Here is a 14,490-nt window from a genome sequence, read left to right as displayed (position 1 = left end):
TTACTTACCTCCTCCGGATGCAAGATCGCTAACACCGCCACCGCCGCTTGCAGAATTTGCATCACCGCTTTGCGGTCCGCCGCTGCGTCCTCCTCCGCCTCCGGGTGCCGGCATTGCAGGCGGTTTACCTTGTGCCGTTTGCGCCGCATCTTTAACAAAAGCCGCTCCTTGCTTTACTAAATCGACAATTTTAGTCGGACTTGCCGTTACTGCATCCATATTAGGCCCGCTAGTCAAATCAGCGGCAAATTGGCCGATAGATTTGGAAAAATAGTAAAAAATAATTGAAAAAACTAATACACATAGAAGTTCGGCAAGAATAGAAACTATGTCTTTAACAATTGATTTTATAGGAAAAAGTATTAACAAATGTTCTTCCCATCCTTGTCCTGCATAATATTGTAATAATTTGTATCCTAAGCTATTTTGGCATTGAGTTTTATCGCTATCCGGTAGCCTCAGTTCAAAAGTACTGAATTTAATATTATTATTTGCATAATCATGTCTTAAAAATTCACAATTTTTATATATTGCCGAATCGTACATAGTAAGCAACAATGCTATAAAACCGGCTATTATCGCTGGTTGCAGCGCGCAAGATAAACAAATTTTTAGCCATGAATCAAAATAAGCTTTTGTTCTAGTAAATAACATCATCGGAATAAATATAGGAGAGATATATGTCATAACATATATGGTAATTAAGCATACTAAATAATGTGTTATAAAATATAAGACTATCGATAAAAATATTATAGAAAATAATAATCCTGATGCTACTATTATAATATTTCCCGCCATAAAAAATCCAAACATGACCGTAAAAAATTTAAGTGATCCTATTTTGCTTAAATCTTCGGGACTATGTGAATCCGGCGTGCCTAAATCCGGTATGGGACTATTATTGCCTTTACCGTTAGTAGTACTGGAAAAATTGCTTAAAATTCCGCCGCTATCGATATTATAAAGTAAATCCATACCCAGATAATAACCTATCCGGCAATCAATAGCATCCCATAGGGCATAAAATTGATAGCCGGAAGGGTATTTTGTCGTGTCAAATTCACATAAACCTCGCGAGCCGCCGGCGTTAAATACTATTTGAGCAAATTCCGGTGCAATTCCCGTTAATAACGGTAAACCGTATTTGAGCATGCCGTTTTCTTGATACGGTTTACCGCCCTGCAAAGTTATCTGTCCAAGACCGATAGCAAAATAAGTAACAAATAAAAATTTTATAACGAAAATTGCTATCTTATCGATATTTGCATAATCCTTATTTAATATCATATTAAAGCCGAAAAACATCGTATAAAGAATTAATGCGGCACCGATAGTGCTTTTTAAATATCCTTGAAATATAGGGAAGGAATTAAGGTTAGTTATACTAATACTTTGATCTTGAGGGGTGCAGCTAGTTTCTCTAAAAAATACTTTATCAAGCGTTTCTTTTAAACAATCAACGGCAAGACCGGAAAAATTAAGTAACGATTGACTACGATTTTCTTGCATGTAACAGCTTTTTCCGACATTACTACAATCAGGAATCGGAGGAGAAGGGGGAGGAGTAGAGCTGTTTAGAGTCTTACACGCTATAGGTGTCGGTCCTCTTGGGGTCGGCATAAATAGACATAAATCATGTGTCCCCGATCTCTTAACCGTTAAAATAATATCTTTTAATAATGGATTTCCTCCTAAAGTTGGCTCATTTGGGCTTACTGAGCCAAGAGTTTTGGAAGCATTTTCATTAATTATATCTATAACACATGATCCGCTTGAATAACCATTTCTAATACAAAGCTTAAAGCTAGAATTATCAGCATCGCAATAACCGGTGCCGCTTAAACCTTTACCGGCAACACTGCGCCTTACTTGACCATATGCAGTTTGCTCAAGAAAATTATCCGGTGTAAAAGGTAAAGGAGAGCAAGACTCGCCATAGGTACCGGCAAAGCTATTTAATGTGCTAAACATTAAGTAAACTGTAATAAAAATTTTTGCAATTTTATGAATTTTCATTAGAACCGCTATCTATTTTTTTACTATTCGGTCCAGCTCTTCCTCCGCCGCTGCGTAATAACTCTTCTCTTTCTTTCTCCGCGGCTACTTTTCGTTCACGAATTTCAGCGTTGCGTTTTTCTTGTTTTATAAACCCTGCTTCTCCTTGTTGCTTTTCATGGCTTTCTTGTTCATTTAAGTCTTTATTGTCGGCTAAGCCATATGCCTTTTTCTTAGTAGAAATATTATCTTGTGTATCTTCTTTTATACTTTCTGTTTTACGTTCGATATTGAGCTGTCCGGATAAATCTTCAAATTTATCGGCTTCGTCGGTTCTCTTTATTCGCTCTTCTTGTTTTGGAGATTCTGGTAGTTTGTTTGTATCATCTTTTATAGGGTCTTTTTTCTCTTCTTTACTATTATCTAAACTAGTCGGCGAAGTTGCAATATCAGGTGACTTTAAGCTAGAAGGTGTGGCAATAGAAGCTCTCATATTAGCAAAAGAATCATTAGCAGAACTTCCGGTATCGTTGCTGATATTGTCAGAAGAAGAAGTTGCTCCTCCGGAACCGCTAGAAGTCGGTGCTTTAACATTCCCTGAACTGTTACCGCCTGAGGTCGGCACGGTACTACCGCCGCCGCCACCGCCGCTTGTTGCTAAATTGTCTCTTGATTTTCCACCACTGCCGCTCATGAACTCTCCGGCTTTACCGCCGCCTTTTGCTATGCCGTCTAAGGCTTTAGTTGCTTGACCCGCCGCTGCTAGTCCTGCCATAGCGGCTTTAAAAATTGCTTGCGGTTTTATAGCAACATTGCTAAGGGAAACTCCTTCCGTCATATCAGCAGCAAATTCAGCTAATTGACTACTAAAATTATACATTAAATACAAAGTGAAACAGGCAGTAATCAATGCTAAAAGAATATCTTTGATTTTTTCAAAAAGTACTTTCGGTGATATAAAAAACATCCCCGGTCCTAAAATAATACCGGATAAAAATTGAAATTTAGCTAAATATTTATCCGTCTCGGTAGCACCAGGCTTTTCCGTGATTATCTCATCTAAACTATCTTTACCGAAATCAAACATTGTGGAAAGGGGGTTATTTAGCATATAACCCAAACTATTTTTACAGCTATCCTCTTCCTCTTTGGTATATTTATTCCAATCATTATCAATATAAAATATTAATACGTCTCGGCTTGTTTTTCCTCCGCCTTGGACTACATTTTCTATACTATTATGTATTAACTTATTGGTATATTTACAGTGGCCGTAAAAACCAAAATCATAAACCGAAAACATAGTAATCATAAAAGTTGTTACAACCATAGGTTGTAGTAAAAACGATATTAGGAGCTTAACCCACGAGTCAAAATAACCGCGCGTATATTGAAATAAAAACATGGGTACGAAAAGAGGAGCCAAAATACCGAGTATTACTATCGATATCATACACATAACGGTAGCGTTTAACCATAAATGCTGCAACCGAAATTACTAATAGCGGATAAGAAAGGGCAATTGAGACAAGCATCATATTCCCTGAAATTATAGCCGGAATTAATAAATAAATATAAGGCGGTGCGCTAAAGCTAAAAAAATCAAAATTCTTAAAATCATGGCTTTTATAAGCATTTTCTACATATAAAGTAGATAGCATATCAAGACCTAAATAGTGAGCTACTCGGCAATCTAATGCATCCCATAAAGCTATATAAGCAATTTTACTATCATATTGAATATCGGAGCCGTTAAATTTACATAAATCAGACGGAGACGCATTCATTACCCAACTCGCAAGCCCGCTTATGCCGTCAAGCAAAAAAGGAAAAACAAATTGAATCATTCCGTCTAACCGATCATAGTTAGATGTGCTGCCGGGTGTTATATTGATACCTATTGAAAAATAAGTTACAAATAACATTTTCAATATAAAATTTATGAATTCCGCTTTTGGCGGTACTTCTCCTGCAAGAATTATTTTAAAACCGAAGAAAATGACATATAGAGTTAACAGAGCCGTAACTATTTTATGCATATTTACTTGAAACTGAAATAAAGCGCTGCTATTTCTTTTCGACGGATCGGTAATTACCTGATTAATATCGTCAAAACTACATACGTCTCTGCTAATTAGTAGCCTTGCCGTCATCTCTTTAATACATTCTATTAAAGGAGCGGTTATTACGACGGCAGTTTTTGAGTTATTATACGCTCTTTGATAACATCCTCCATCTGCTGCCGAACTACATTCGACTAATGCTAACGGATCGGTAGGATCGGTAGAATCAGAAAGAGTTGAAGAATCACCGCTTATATCCATAAAGCTTGAATACATAGATTTCGGAAAAGGTTCCCTGATATATTTACATCCTACCGGTACGACTCCTGTAAAGCCGTATGTTCCCATACATATGCGATCATTATCTTGAATTACTTTCCAAAAAATTGGAATTCCAAGATCCCACATCGTGTCGCTGTCCCCAGGTTTAGCCGTATATATATTGTGATAATCTGCTTCGTTATTTTTCCACGAATCTTTAATATCTTTCCAGGGGTCACTGCCGGTAAGTACGGCCTTAGCTATAGCAATAGCGGACTCTCCGACTGCCTTTGCTCGAACTACAACTAATTTAGCGTTGCTACATAAATCGAAAGTTAATTTGAGATCGTCAGGATCGGCCCTATTGTTTCGTGTACATTGTCCCCCGGGAAATTGTGAATCGAACAATTCGTGATCATTTATTTTGAGTTTTAAAAACGTATTCATGTAAAGTCCGGGGGAGACAAGATTCATTATCGCAAAAGTAAAAAACGGTGCAGGTATACAAGTATGAGAAAATTCAGAACGTAATAAATTCCCTACTCCTTGAGTTTCACAAGTCAAACCGGTTAGAATACCGGTTATAGTATCAAGCGTATCGTCGGCAGATACGTTATTTATACCACTGAAATTTAACGTGCAGCTTAATATCAAAATTTTAATTATAGTATGAGGAAAAAATTTCATGACGTAATGCGTGCCTCCGATATGTCATTCCTGTGAGGCATTGTTGTGTGAGTATCTGCAACGTCATTGCGAGGAGGCACAAAGTGCCGACGTGGCAATCTAGTTTTGTCATGCTGAACTTGTTTCAGCATCTCTTGTAGTATATCCTGAAATAAATTCAGGATGACAATTATTTTCTGGATTGTAACAAAGCTTGCAGCAGCGGCGTTGTCGCATGGCTCGAAAATTAATAAAAATCCGTTATTGCGAAGCCGCGAAGTGGCTGTGGCAATCCAGGCTATCCCGAATGTAATGAGGAATTTAATTAGAATACTAAACAAGTTTAGTATAAAAATATGTTTAACCGGATTGCCACGTCGGCACTTTGTGCCTCCTCGCAATGACGATTCCGGTAGCCCTACAACAACAGCTGCAGCGGTGAGCCATGACGTTTTGGGTATCCACTCAACAATGCCTTGCGGGAATGACATCGAAAATAATCCACGTAACACGGACTTCTGATAATAACGACTTTTCAAATTAATAAAGTATCTATACATAAATAAGTTATAGTGATTTTGCTTCTGCGTAAAATATAGGTAACCATTTTTCAGGATCGTCACCGTGTTTTTCCCTAATTTGATCAAGTAGCAAGACGGTTTCAACTCTGCCTGATAAGACATTAATTATATTAGTCATACCGTCTAAACTAACTTTAGCGACTACGGCGTCTACTCCTTGTTTTATTAAAAAATAACGTGTTGTCGGATCGGTAGTTTTAATTAAAGTATATTCACGCTGACTAAGCATAAAAGCCGTGCGATAAATATCGGTTGCTTTAAGGTTAGGTAGAAAAATCTGTGTAGCCGTTTGCTGTATCAACGTATCGCTAATCCTACTTTTTGCCGCATCTTCAACGCTTTGAGTAGCAAAAATTACAAAAGTATTTAATTTACGTAAAACTTTTAGCCAGTCTTTAATTTTAGGAGCAAATACCGGATTATCAATTAAAGCCCAAGCTTCGTCAAGTACAAGCATTGTTCTTTGCCCGTCTAAAGAAATATTAATTCGGTGGAAGATATATAACAATACGGGCGATAAGCTAATCGGGTCTTTTAGTAATTCTGTCATATCAAAACCGAATACTCTGGCTTTTTGTAAGTCAATATTATCTTCTTCATTATCAAATATTTTTGCATGAGAGCCTTTACCGACCCACATAGCAATTCGACTTGCTAAACTATCGGGGGTATCGATTCCTAAAAATGCTACGACGTTACTAAGTCTTCTATCTTTTTTCTCAAGCCTAAAGCTACCGCTTACTAGTTGAGATAACACTTTGTTATCTTGAGCCGTTAAGCTTTCTCCGCTAGAAGTTACTAGAACTCTTAGCCATTCTAAAATAAATGTCCTATTTTCACTAGTATCGTCTAATTGTAAAGGGTTGAAGTTACATTTTATCCCCGGATCGATCGTAGTATAAACGCCGTTCAGTGCGCGAATAAATATCTCGGCTCCTCGATCTTTATCAAAAAAGAACATTCGAGGTTTAAATTTTTGAGCTTCGGCGCATAGAAAATTCATTAAGACCGTTTTCCCGGCACCTGTAGGTCCGATAATTAAAGTATGTCCGACATCTCTTACATGGAAATTAAAATAAAAAGGCGTACCAGAAGTAGTATCAAGTACCGTTACGTATTCTCCCCAATGGTTATCTTTAATTTTACCTAAAGGGTAATTATGTTGGGAAGCAAAACTAGCCATATTTAAAGTATTTATAGTAGATTTGCGGACTATATAATCTATATTTCCCGGCAATTGCCCCCAATAACTAGGTTCCATATTAATTTTTTCTCTAACGGGTTGAATACCGGAATTAGAAAGTTCGACTGAAGCCATTGACAATATGTCTTCCAAAGCTTTAGGGTTATTTGCGGAACATAGAAGAGACAAATGATGTTCACCGAACCCGATATCGCCGCTGGTCGCCATATCAAGTGCTTGCGAGATTTCGGCAACTTGCGACACTGCTTTATCACCGGATTGGATCATTCGATTTTGCTGCAGTTGCATTTTACCTATTGCTACCGTTCTGTTGGCAAAAACAAAACTTTGAGTCATGACAAATTCAAAAGGCATTTGTAAAAAACCGTCAAAAATTCCTGCAGAAGTAGAAGGGCCGTATTCAAGAATACTTATTATACCGGCGTACTTTTTCCCGACAGGGCTTCTTGACTCAATAATTCTAGAGCCGAAAAATAATCTATGAGTAGGAATATATTGATCGATAGGGCCTCTCGGTAAAGCGACGGGACCGGGAGAATCACCGCAATTTATAAGAGAAGAAAGAAATTCTAAAATTTCACAATAAGAACCTTTATCGGTGGCACGTGTGCCGAGCAATGTTGCTCCATAGCTTCTAAAAGTATTAACTATTCTGGTAGACATTTCTTGGAGATTTTCTTTCATCTCTTTCATATCATTTTCCCAGGCGGTTTTATTAGATTTTTGTCTTAGTTTCTTAATAAAATACTCAACAATAGCCGCACCTCCGGTATCGGGCCTGTATAAAATGCTAACATATAGCTCATTAAAAAATGACCTAGCACCGGCGTGTTTTTTCCGCCATTCCGCGCCTAAATAAGTTATAAAATCATTCGGTACTTTTACTGTCGGGTCGTAGGTAAATTCAGTATCGTCAAATATCACGGCTTTACGTCTTCTGATAATATGAAAATACATTATGATATTACCGGATGACATGTTTTTTAATAAAGCATTCCGAATATTTTTTTTAATATCGAGATCTTCATCGTCAGCTGTTTCAAAGGAAAAACCGTTTATTTTTACGACTTGTAAAAGTTCATTATTCTTAGTAAGGATAGTATTACTATCCCAGTGGCATTTATAGGGAATAAAATGAGAGGCTGACTTTTCTTGTTTAGCCTTTGATTCTTTGGCAGCTTTGGTTTTAAATAACTTCATTACTTAACCTGAATATTTTTTGACTATACTATTATCAGTGAGGCGTGAATTATTCAAACTCCTCGGTGTCATTCCCGCTGCCCGATGTCATTTCCGCTGCCCTATGTCATTCCCGCGTAGGCGGGAATCCAGAAAAATTATAGTCATCCTGAATTTATTTCAGGATCTACTAAAGATGCTGCAACAAGTTCAGCATGACAATGAAAAGTCTGGATTCTCGTTTTCACGGGAATGACATCGAAAATTTGAGCCAAACAACAATGCTACACTCAAGCACTATATGAGTTTGCTCCATAATAAAATTTATTAGGACATTGGCTAGTTCTTGACAGCTTATTTAAATATAATTCTATAAATCTCGGTTCTTTAAAACATATAATATAACCGATTAAATGCAAGACTCCGGCAACAAATAAAACAGAAATCCCGTTATTCCAAATAAATAATGTCATAGACGTTATCATATTTAAGGCTGCAAATTTTATGCTTACCCCGAATATCATCGCCGGTCTAGTTAACCCTACAAATAAAGGATCGGATGATAAATTGCCGGCCATAAATTACCTTTCTTATTTAAAACTATTATTTATATTTTGTAAACATAGTAAGTAGCACTGAATTTGGAGTGGTATTACTTATAAAATGCACACAGCCGATATTATTTTCAATTGCATTAACTGCAATTTCGATTAATTCCGCTTTTATAAAATTATTATTATCGTTTAACATTGATTTAAATACATTAACATCTTGCGCTTTTATATCAGGCGCAAGAGATTTTGATGACTCATACGGCAATATTAAATGATCTGCGCTTAAAGCAGAAGAAATTACGGCGGTTGTAAGGTCGGCATTTAATAAATGTGTGTTTTCTTGTTCATCATTGGCGATAGGCGATATAACCGGTATAATATTATTATCTTCAAAATTTAATAAAATTTCAGGATTAATCATTATAGGCTCACTTATAAAACCAATATCTATAACATCCTGATTTGTGGTTCTTCGATGCGATAATTTAGATTTCTTTGCTTGAAGTAAGTTAGTATCCTTACCGGAAATACCTATAGCATAGCACCCCACGCTACAAAGCTTTGACACAATAAGTTTATTAACGTAACCGGATAAGATCATTTCCATAATAATAGGATTATTATGAGCCATTGCTCCGATTCTATCATTAAGATTATCTTCAACTAGTGTTTTTAACGGCGAATTTTCTAAATCGATATGATCATGTATTATAGATATTTTAGCACCACACATCTCAAGTAGTTGAATAGATTCGGCAAAAGCCGTTAATAATTCATTATTATTAATAATTGTTGACGATAATTTTACTACTATAACCTGATCTTTTATCTCGTTACCACGTCTTATTATGTCTTTGATTGTAATAATATTTTTTAAAGAAGGAATATTTTCAGTTTCCTTTTTTTTACGATTTGATGCATTTTGCCAAACTAGCTTTAAGTTCTCTTGCACCTTCTTTACTCCTGCTGCTTACATACATTACATTACATGAGTAGTTTAAAGTTGCAAGAAAATTCTGTATTTCGGTAAAAAGCTTTTCGGGATGAGTTACTTTATCCGACTTAGTAAAAATAATTTGAAAATCCCTATTATAAGAAAGTAATAATTCTGCAACTTTCTTATCATGCTCCTTTATTCCTCTTCTTGAGTCGATTAACAAATTCACTAATTTAAGATTGAGGCTATTTTGCAGATAGTGAGCAATTAATATATCCCATTGATTTTTAACGGAGAGAGGAACGTTAGCAAAGCCATAGCCCGGAAGATCGACTATAATAAGCTTTTCCGCTAGATTGAAGAAATTAATTTGTTGGGTACGTCCCGGGGTATTAGAAACTTTAGCAAGATTTTTGTTATTACATAAAGTATTAATTAAACTTGATTTACCGACATTTGATTTACCGACAAAAGCAATTTCCGGCAGAGAGAAGTTGGGTATCTGACTTGGACGCATTGCACCGGCAATAAATTGTGCTTGCTGACGAAAAAGTTTAGTAACTTTATCAATACTCATAATAATATTGAGGTTTTTGTATAATTAATTAACATGAATGCAGCAATGCTACGTGAGTAGGCATTGTTGTGTGGATACTAGAATCGTCATTGCGAGCCGCTGTAAGCGGCGTGGCAATCCAGGCTATCCCGAATGTAATGAGGGATTTAAATTAGAATGCTAAACAAGTTTAGCATATCTGGATTGCCGCGTCGCCTACGGCTCCTCGCAATGACGCTCTCTTAAGTTGACACCCATGTCATTATATTCGGGATAGCCTAGATTGCCGCGTCGGATATCCGGCGTTGTTGCATGGATTAGAAATTGCCATAAAAAGGGTGTCATTCCGTTGATCGCAGGAATCCAGAGAATATTTAAGCGAATTATATAGTAAAATTTTATATAATTTTGCTTATTTTAAGTATTTTTTCTGGATTCCCGCCTACGGGCGTTGTTGCATGGCTCTTAAAAAGACCTCAACTGTCATACCGTGGCTTGTCCACGGTATCCAGAAAAGCAACTTATAATGGTATTATTTATGTATTTTCCTGGATGCCGTGAATAAATCAGCGTTGTTGCATGGATGGTTAAAATCGCTTAAAACTTGTCATACCGTGGCTTGACCCACTACTGTACGAACGTTGAAAAAAGGCTGTGTCATGCCGTGACTTGATCACGGCATCCAGGAAAATAAAGCCATATTAGACTTATTTTAGAATCTTTTTATGATATTATAAGCTGGATTCCGTGGTCGTAGCCACGGAATGACAGAATTTTTACCTCTTTATTTAAACGTTCGTACAATAGTGGGCTTGACCACGGTATCCAGAAAAAATTAAAAAACCTGACTGGATGCCGTGGTCAAGCCACGGCATGACATCGCGGTACTTTTAAAGAATACCCAAAATATAGCAATTTTCGATCCATGCAACAACGCCGAATAAATCACGGAATGACATCGTGAAATTTGCTATAAATTTGGAGCCATGCAACAAAATTGCTTTTAGCTAAGAATGACATTGTTGCGTGGATATCCTACCGTCATGGCGAGGTGCCTCTTGGCACCGCGGCCATCTAAGTATAAACGTATTTTTATATTAAACTTGCCACCTATATAAATTTTTTGGTATTCTAATTAATCCCTCATTACTATTGCCGGATAGCCTGGATGGCCACAGCCACGCAGTTCGCTCGCCATGACGGATTTTTATTAATTTCCGATCCACGCAACAATGCTTCACGAGAATGATATTTTTACAATTATGGATAAAGAATTTTTGGTTGCGGGGGCTGGATTTGAACCAACGACCTTCAGGTTATGAGCCTGACGAGCTACCGGGCTGCTCCACCCCGCGATAATAAACTATTAATTAATAGTTCTATAGTATGGATAAAATGAAATTAGTTTTAAATATATAAAGTTATTTAAAACTATATTATTACTCTGACTCCGGTTTTTTTGTCATCCCAAAAGAAAGACCGGAAAATTTTTTATTAAAGTCACTAACACTTTTATTAGATTGATTAACAATATTTCCCATATCTTTGTTCCATGCCGGATGTTTTCTATAATCAACATCCATTAAAATTTCGCCGGTAGGATGAGCCGACATTGTTTTAAAAGTGTCGCTACTAATCTTAATTAAAAACTCTTTATATTCCGGATGTATGCCGCTTTTCATAATGTTTTCGCTAGTTTGTTTTGAATTATTTTCTTTTTAATAACTTTTGCGTTGTCGGATAAAACATCATTAGATACTTTTATCATATACTCATCAAAACCGCCGGCTTTTTCCACCGAACGTATGCACTTTGCATTTACCGATAATCTATATTCTTGCGCCGTTACGTCGCTTATAAATTTAACGGACCTTAAATTAGGCTCAAAACGCCTTCTAGTTTTGCGTTGTGAGTGAGATACATTATTACCGTACAAAACGCCCACCCCAGTGAGCTCACACCTACGAGACATAAGTCAAATACCTTAAAACTTAACTACAAATAAGGGAATATAATGTAATTACCGGCAGCTGTCAAGCGATCTTTGTAATATAATCTAGGCATTGCTAAGTCAAAGTAGATGTAGTCATTGCGAGCGACTGAAGGCGTTGTTGCATGGCTCGATAAAAGCAGCAGTATGTCATTCCCGCGAAAGCGGGAATCTAGAAAAAACACTTAAAATAAACAAAATTATATAAAAATTTACTATATAATTCGCTTAAACATTTTCTGGATTCCCGCCTTTAGCTAGAATGACATCGAAAATTTGAGCCATGCAACAAAGCTGCGACCAAAGGGAGCGCGGCAATCCAGAAAATAATAATTTACATAGCATTTTGTACTAATTTTTTCCTGGATTGCCACGTCGGGACTACGTCCCTCCTCGCAATGACGGTGTTTTTTTATAAGGATTTCGAGCCATGCAACAACGCTTGCAGCGGCTCGTAATGACGTAGAATTTCAAGCTATCTATCTTCACATCTCAAACACGTCTAGCATAGAATATAATCCTGGCGGCTTGTCGGCTAGCCAAATAGCGGCTTGAATTGCGCCGTCGGCAAAAGAATTTTTATTAAGAGCTTGATGTTGCAAGGTGATTGTTTCGTCATCACTCAAAAAATATATATCGTGTATGCCGTGAATATTCCCGCCGCGTAGCGAAGTAATACCGATTTCGTTATCTTTTCTGCCTCTGTTATTACTGCGATTAAATGCCGCGCATTCATCAAAATTTATCCCCTTTGCTGCTGCAATTATTTCGCCGAGTAAAATAGCCGTCCCTGACGGTGCATCTTTTTTAGCGCGGTGATGAGTATCTAAAATTTCAACATCATAACTATTATCAAGAGTTTTTGCAGCTATCTTAGCTAAAACTCCTAGTAAATTAGCCCCTAAACTCATATTAGCGGAATATAAAATAGGCAAAGTTTTTGCCGCCGTTTTTATATAATCCAAATGTTGAGGTTTTAAGCCGGTAGTACCGATTACTAATTTAGTTTTGTGCTTAAGAGCGCTATCTATTAGTTTTTCTAATAGTTCCGGAGTAGAAAAATCGATAACTATCGCGGAATTTTTACAAAGATCATATAAGTTGCTTAAATTGTTTAGGCTATTAAATTGCGCAGTAATTCTGCATTGATCAAACTTGCTAATTCTGTCTTTAATCGTTTGCCCCATTCTACCGGTGGCACCGCAAAGCCCAATGTTGATAGTCATTTTAATTCTTGATATGATTTTAGGAAATATAATAACGGTTTTGAGTTATGTTTTATAGCGGTATTAATAACTTCGCCAATAAATATAATATGATCGCCGGCTTTATAGCTTGCAACTTTTCGGCATTCAATATGGCAAATTGCACCATTTATTAACGGGCAAGCGGTATATTGCCCTAATTCATAAGAAATATTTAAAAATTTGTCTAGGTTATGCTTGGAAAAATGCTTAGAAAGATCAGATTGGTCTTCAGCTAAAATACTAACTGCAAATTTATCGCTATTGCTAAAACCGCCGATACTAAAAGCTTTTTCATCAAGACAAAAAGAGACTAACGGCGGTGTCAAGGATACGGAAGTAAAGGAATTAGCCGTAAAACCGAAAAGTTCGTTGTTATAGGAAGTAGTTATAACAGTGACGCCGGTAGGGAATCGGCTCATTGCATTTTTAAATTCGTCGTTTTTTACTGTACTAGCCATTTTTTCATAATTTTATTAAGAGTTCCGTCTTTTTTTAATGCGCCGATTGCTTCATTAATTTCTTTAATAAGTCCTGAATCTTTAGACATAGCTATCGCAAATTCCGAAGAAAATTCTTCCAAAGTACAGCTCGCCAGATTAGAATTATTTTCTTTAAATTTTATGGATTGGAATTCTTCAAGGATAACGGCATCTATAACCTTTGATTTTAGTTCTTCCACTAACATTAAATTATTTGATAAAGAGTTAATTTTAATATTTATTTTTTGCGCTAGTTCTTGAGCTGTTTTTTCCCAACTACTACCGAGTTGCGCTCCGACTATTTTATTGTTCAAATCATCAACGCTTTTTATATTGTCCTCCAATCTATATAAGATCGATAATTTTGTCTTCCCATAATTATCGGAAAAACTAATATATTTTTGCCGTTCCGGAGTGGCAGAAAGCGCAGCTATGACGACATCGATATTTTCGCTAACTAAAGCTGCAAGTAACCCGTTAAAATCAAAGTTTTTTATGATGACTTTTTTGTTTAAACGTTCGCCTATTGCATTTATAATATCAATATCAAGCCCAACAATTTCACCGTTTTGAATAAATTCATAAGGAGGATTATCCGCAGAAGTGCCGACAATTAAATTATGTTCGGATTCCTGTTTTTCGCAAGCAAGTAGTAAAAAAGATAATAAAAATATTTTTAGTAATTTCATATAATAAATTTTTTAAATTATTAGTTAACTAGATTAACAAGATAAGGCTAAGTCAAGTGTCGGTTGTGTACAGCGTCATCTCGATC

General features: G+C 36.5%; 16 protein-coding genes, 1 tRNA gene and 1 pseudogene. 3 read left to right on the top strand and 15 right to left on the bottom strand.

What is annotated here, in order from left to right; genetic code table 11:
* From AAHM91_RS09220 to AAHM91_RS09210, 3 genes and pseudogenes are all read right to left on the bottom strand, one after another.
* Positions 1 to 2,019 (bottom strand): TrbL/VirB6 family protein, encoded by a 2,019-nt coding sequence (locus AAHM91_RS09220; RefSeq protein ID WP_342270578.1) that lies wholly within the window; start codon positions 2,017 to 2,019, stop codon positions 1 to 3.
* Positions 2,006 to 5,009 (bottom strand): annotated as a pseudogene (locus tag AAHM91_RS09215) (TrbL/VirB6 family protein). The gene AAHM91_RS09220 and the pseudogene AAHM91_RS09215 overlap by 14 nt, the downstream one beginning before the upstream one ends.
* Complete coding sequence (locus AAHM91_RS09210) at positions 5,006 to 5,140, bottom strand: hypothetical protein (RefSeq protein WP_341793582.1); 135 nt, start codon at positions 5,138 to 5,140, stop codon at positions 5,006 to 5,008. The pseudogene AAHM91_RS09215 and the gene AAHM91_RS09210 overlap by 4 nt, the downstream one beginning before the upstream one ends.
* 31 nt (positions 5,141 to 5,171) lie before the next feature.
* Here AAHM91_RS09210 and AAHM91_RS09205 point away from each other — a divergent pair, with 31 nt between their 5' ends.
* Positions 5,172 to 5,510, top strand: a complete 339-nt coding sequence (locus tag AAHM91_RS09205; protein WP_342270577.1) for a hypothetical protein — start codon at positions 5,172 to 5,174, stop codon at positions 5,508 to 5,510.
* A gap of 45 nt (positions 5,511 to 5,555) precedes the next feature.
* Here the strand turns inward: AAHM91_RS09205 and AAHM91_RS09200 are convergent, their stop codons facing one another.
* The 5 genes from AAHM91_RS09200 to AAHM91_RS09180 form a co-directional block, all read right to left on the bottom strand.
* Positions 5,556 to 7,973, bottom strand: a complete 2,418-nt coding sequence (locus AAHM91_RS09200; RefSeq protein WP_253308100.1) for a VirB4 family type IV secretion/conjugal transfer ATPase — start codon at positions 7,971 to 7,973, stop codon at positions 5,556 to 5,558.
* A 269-nt stretch (positions 7,974 to 8,242) separates the two neighbouring features.
* Positions 8,243 to 8,530 (bottom strand): type IV secretion system protein VirB3, encoded by a 288-nt coding sequence (locus AAHM91_RS09195; RefSeq protein ID WP_341793585.1) that lies wholly within the window; start codon positions 8,528 to 8,530, stop codon positions 8,243 to 8,245.
* A gap of 25 nt (positions 8,531 to 8,555) precedes the next feature.
* A complete protein-coding gene (locus tag AAHM91_RS09190) occupies positions 8,556 to 9,458 on the bottom strand; it encodes an amino acid kinase family protein (RefSeq protein ID WP_253308098.1) in 903 nt (300 codons plus the stop codon).
* On the bottom strand, positions 9,412 to 10,020 hold the full coding sequence (gene yihA, locus AAHM91_RS09185) for a ribosome biogenesis GTP-binding protein YihA/YsxC (protein ID WP_253308097.1): 609 nt from the start codon (positions 10,018 to 10,020) through the stop codon (positions 9,412 to 9,414). The genes AAHM91_RS09190 and yihA overlap by 47 nt, the downstream gene beginning before the upstream one ends.
* Positions 10,021 to 10,215: 195 nt before the next feature.
* Positions 10,216 to 10,344 carry a hypothetical protein gene (locus tag AAHM91_RS09180; RefSeq protein WP_342270576.1) on the bottom strand — a complete coding sequence of 43 codons (129 nt, stop codon included), beginning with the start codon at positions 10,342 to 10,344 and terminating at the stop codon, positions 10,216 to 10,218.
* Between the two features lie 63 nt (positions 10,345 to 10,407).
* Between AAHM91_RS09180 and AAHM91_RS09175 the strand changes: the two genes are divergently transcribed.
* On the top strand, positions 10,408 to 10,560 hold the full coding sequence (locus AAHM91_RS09175; protein ID WP_342270575.1) for a hypothetical protein: 153 nt from the start codon (positions 10,408 to 10,410) through the stop codon (positions 10,558 to 10,560).
* A 536-nt stretch (positions 10,561 to 11,096) separates the two neighbouring features.
* Here AAHM91_RS09175 and AAHM91_RS09170 read toward each other — a convergent pair.
* From AAHM91_RS09170 to rpmB, 4 genes are all read right to left on the bottom strand, one after another.
* Positions 11,097 to 11,225, bottom strand: a complete 129-nt coding sequence (locus tag AAHM91_RS09170) for a hypothetical protein (RefSeq protein ID WP_342270574.1) — start codon at positions 11,223 to 11,225, stop codon at positions 11,097 to 11,099.
* Between the two features lie 52 nt (positions 11,226 to 11,277).
* A tRNA-Met gene (locus AAHM91_RS09165) sits at positions 11,278 to 11,354 on the bottom strand.
* Positions 11,355 to 11,438: 84 nt separating this feature from the next.
* Positions 11,439 to 11,681, bottom strand: coding sequence for a 50S ribosomal protein L31 (gene rpmE, locus AAHM91_RS09160; RefSeq protein ID WP_253308096.1), 243 nt, complete (start codon positions 11,679 to 11,681; stop codon positions 11,439 to 11,441).
* The gene (gene rpmB, locus AAHM91_RS09155; protein WP_341789597.1) at positions 11,678 to 11,971 is read right to left on the bottom strand and encodes a 50S ribosomal protein L28; all 294 of its coding nucleotides are present in this window, start codon (positions 11,969 to 11,971) and stop codon (positions 11,678 to 11,680) included. The genes rpmE and rpmB overlap by 4 nt, the downstream gene beginning before the upstream one ends.
* Before the next feature lie 91 nt (positions 11,972 to 12,062).
* Here rpmB and AAHM91_RS09150 point away from each other — a divergent pair, with 91 nt between their 5' ends.
* Positions 12,063 to 12,197 (top strand): hypothetical protein, encoded by a 135-nt coding sequence (locus tag AAHM91_RS09150; RefSeq protein WP_341793587.1) that lies wholly within the window; start codon positions 12,063 to 12,065, stop codon positions 12,195 to 12,197.
* Positions 12,198 to 12,474: 277 nt separating this feature from the next.
* Here AAHM91_RS09150 and dapB read toward each other — a convergent pair whose 3' ends face one another.
* Genes dapB through AAHM91_RS09135 form a run of 3 tightly spaced genes read right to left on the bottom strand, consistent with a single transcriptional unit; the run spans position 12,475 to position 14,404 of the window.
* The gene (gene dapB, locus AAHM91_RS09145; RefSeq protein WP_342270573.1) at positions 12,475 to 13,215 is read right to left on the bottom strand and encodes a 4-hydroxy-tetrahydrodipicolinate reductase; all 741 of its coding nucleotides are present in this window, start codon (positions 13,213 to 13,215) and stop codon (positions 12,475 to 12,477) included.
* Positions 13,212 to 13,694, bottom strand: a complete 483-nt coding sequence (locus AAHM91_RS09140) for a flavin reductase family protein (RefSeq protein ID WP_342270572.1) — start codon at positions 13,692 to 13,694, stop codon at positions 13,212 to 13,214. The genes dapB and AAHM91_RS09140 overlap by 4 nt, the downstream gene beginning before the upstream one ends.
* Positions 13,679 to 14,404: an ABC transporter substrate-binding protein gene (locus AAHM91_RS09135; RefSeq protein WP_342270571.1), complete on the bottom strand. Its 726-nt coding sequence runs from the start codon at positions 14,402 to 14,404 to the stop codon at positions 13,679 to 13,681. The genes AAHM91_RS09140 and AAHM91_RS09135 overlap by 16 nt, the downstream gene beginning before the upstream one ends.
* Positions 14,405 to 14,490: the final 86 nt, after the last annotated feature.

The organism is Rickettsia endosymbiont of Orchestes rusci, from assembly GCF_964030945.1.
In the GTDB taxonomy this organism is placed as follows: Bacteria; Pseudomonadota; Alphaproteobacteria; order Rickettsiales; family Rickettsiaceae; genus Rickettsia.
The sequence above is the reverse complement of the archived record's forward strand: the minus strand, read 5'-3'. Positions and strand labels throughout refer to the sequence as shown.

Excerpts from the sequence above, each read along its gene's own strand:
- AAHM91_RS09200 (WP_253308100.1), bottom strand. The coding sequence starts at position 7,973 with ATGAAGTTATTTAAAACCAAAGCTGCCAAAGAATCAAAGGCTAAACAA.
- AAHM91_RS09205 (WP_342270577.1), top strand. The coding sequence starts at position 5,172 with ATGACAATTATTTTCTGGATTGTAACAAAGCTTGCAGCAGCGGCGTTG.
- rpmE (WP_253308096.1), bottom strand. The coding sequence starts at position 11,681 with ATGAAAAGCGGCATACATCCGGAATATAAAGAGTTTTTAATTAAGATT.
- yihA (WP_253308097.1), bottom strand. The coding sequence starts at position 10,020 with ATGAGTATTGATAAAGTTACTAAACTTTTTCGTCAGCAAGCACAATTT.
- AAHM91_RS09195 (WP_341793585.1), bottom strand. The coding sequence starts at position 8,530 with ATGGCCGGCAATTTATCATCCGATCCTTTATTTGTAGGGTTAACTAGA.
- AAHM91_RS09140 (WP_342270572.1), bottom strand. The coding sequence starts at position 13,694 with ATGGCTAGTACAGTAAAAAACGACGAATTTAAAAATGCAATGAGCCGA.
- AAHM91_RS09220 (WP_342270578.1), bottom strand. The coding sequence starts at position 2,019 with ATGAAAATTCATAAAATTGCAAAAATTTTTATTACAGTTTACTTAATG.
- dapB (WP_342270573.1), bottom strand. The coding sequence starts at position 13,215 with ATGACTATCAACATTGGGCTTTGCGGTGCCACCGGTAGAATGGGGCAA.
- AAHM91_RS09180 (WP_342270576.1), bottom strand. The coding sequence starts at position 10,344 with ATGACACCCTTTTTATGGCAATTTCTAATCCATGCAACAACGCCGGAT.
- AAHM91_RS09135 (WP_342270571.1), bottom strand. The coding sequence starts at position 14,404 with ATGAAATTACTAAAAATATTTTTATTATCTTTTTTACTACTTGCTTGC.
- AAHM91_RS09210 (WP_341793582.1), bottom strand. The coding sequence starts at position 5,140 with ATGCTGAAACAAGTTCAGCATGACAAAACTAGATTGCCACGTCGGCAC.
- rpmB (WP_341789597.1), bottom strand. The coding sequence starts at position 11,971 with ATGTCTCGTAGGTGTGAGCTCACTGGGGTGGGCGTTTTGTACGGTAAT.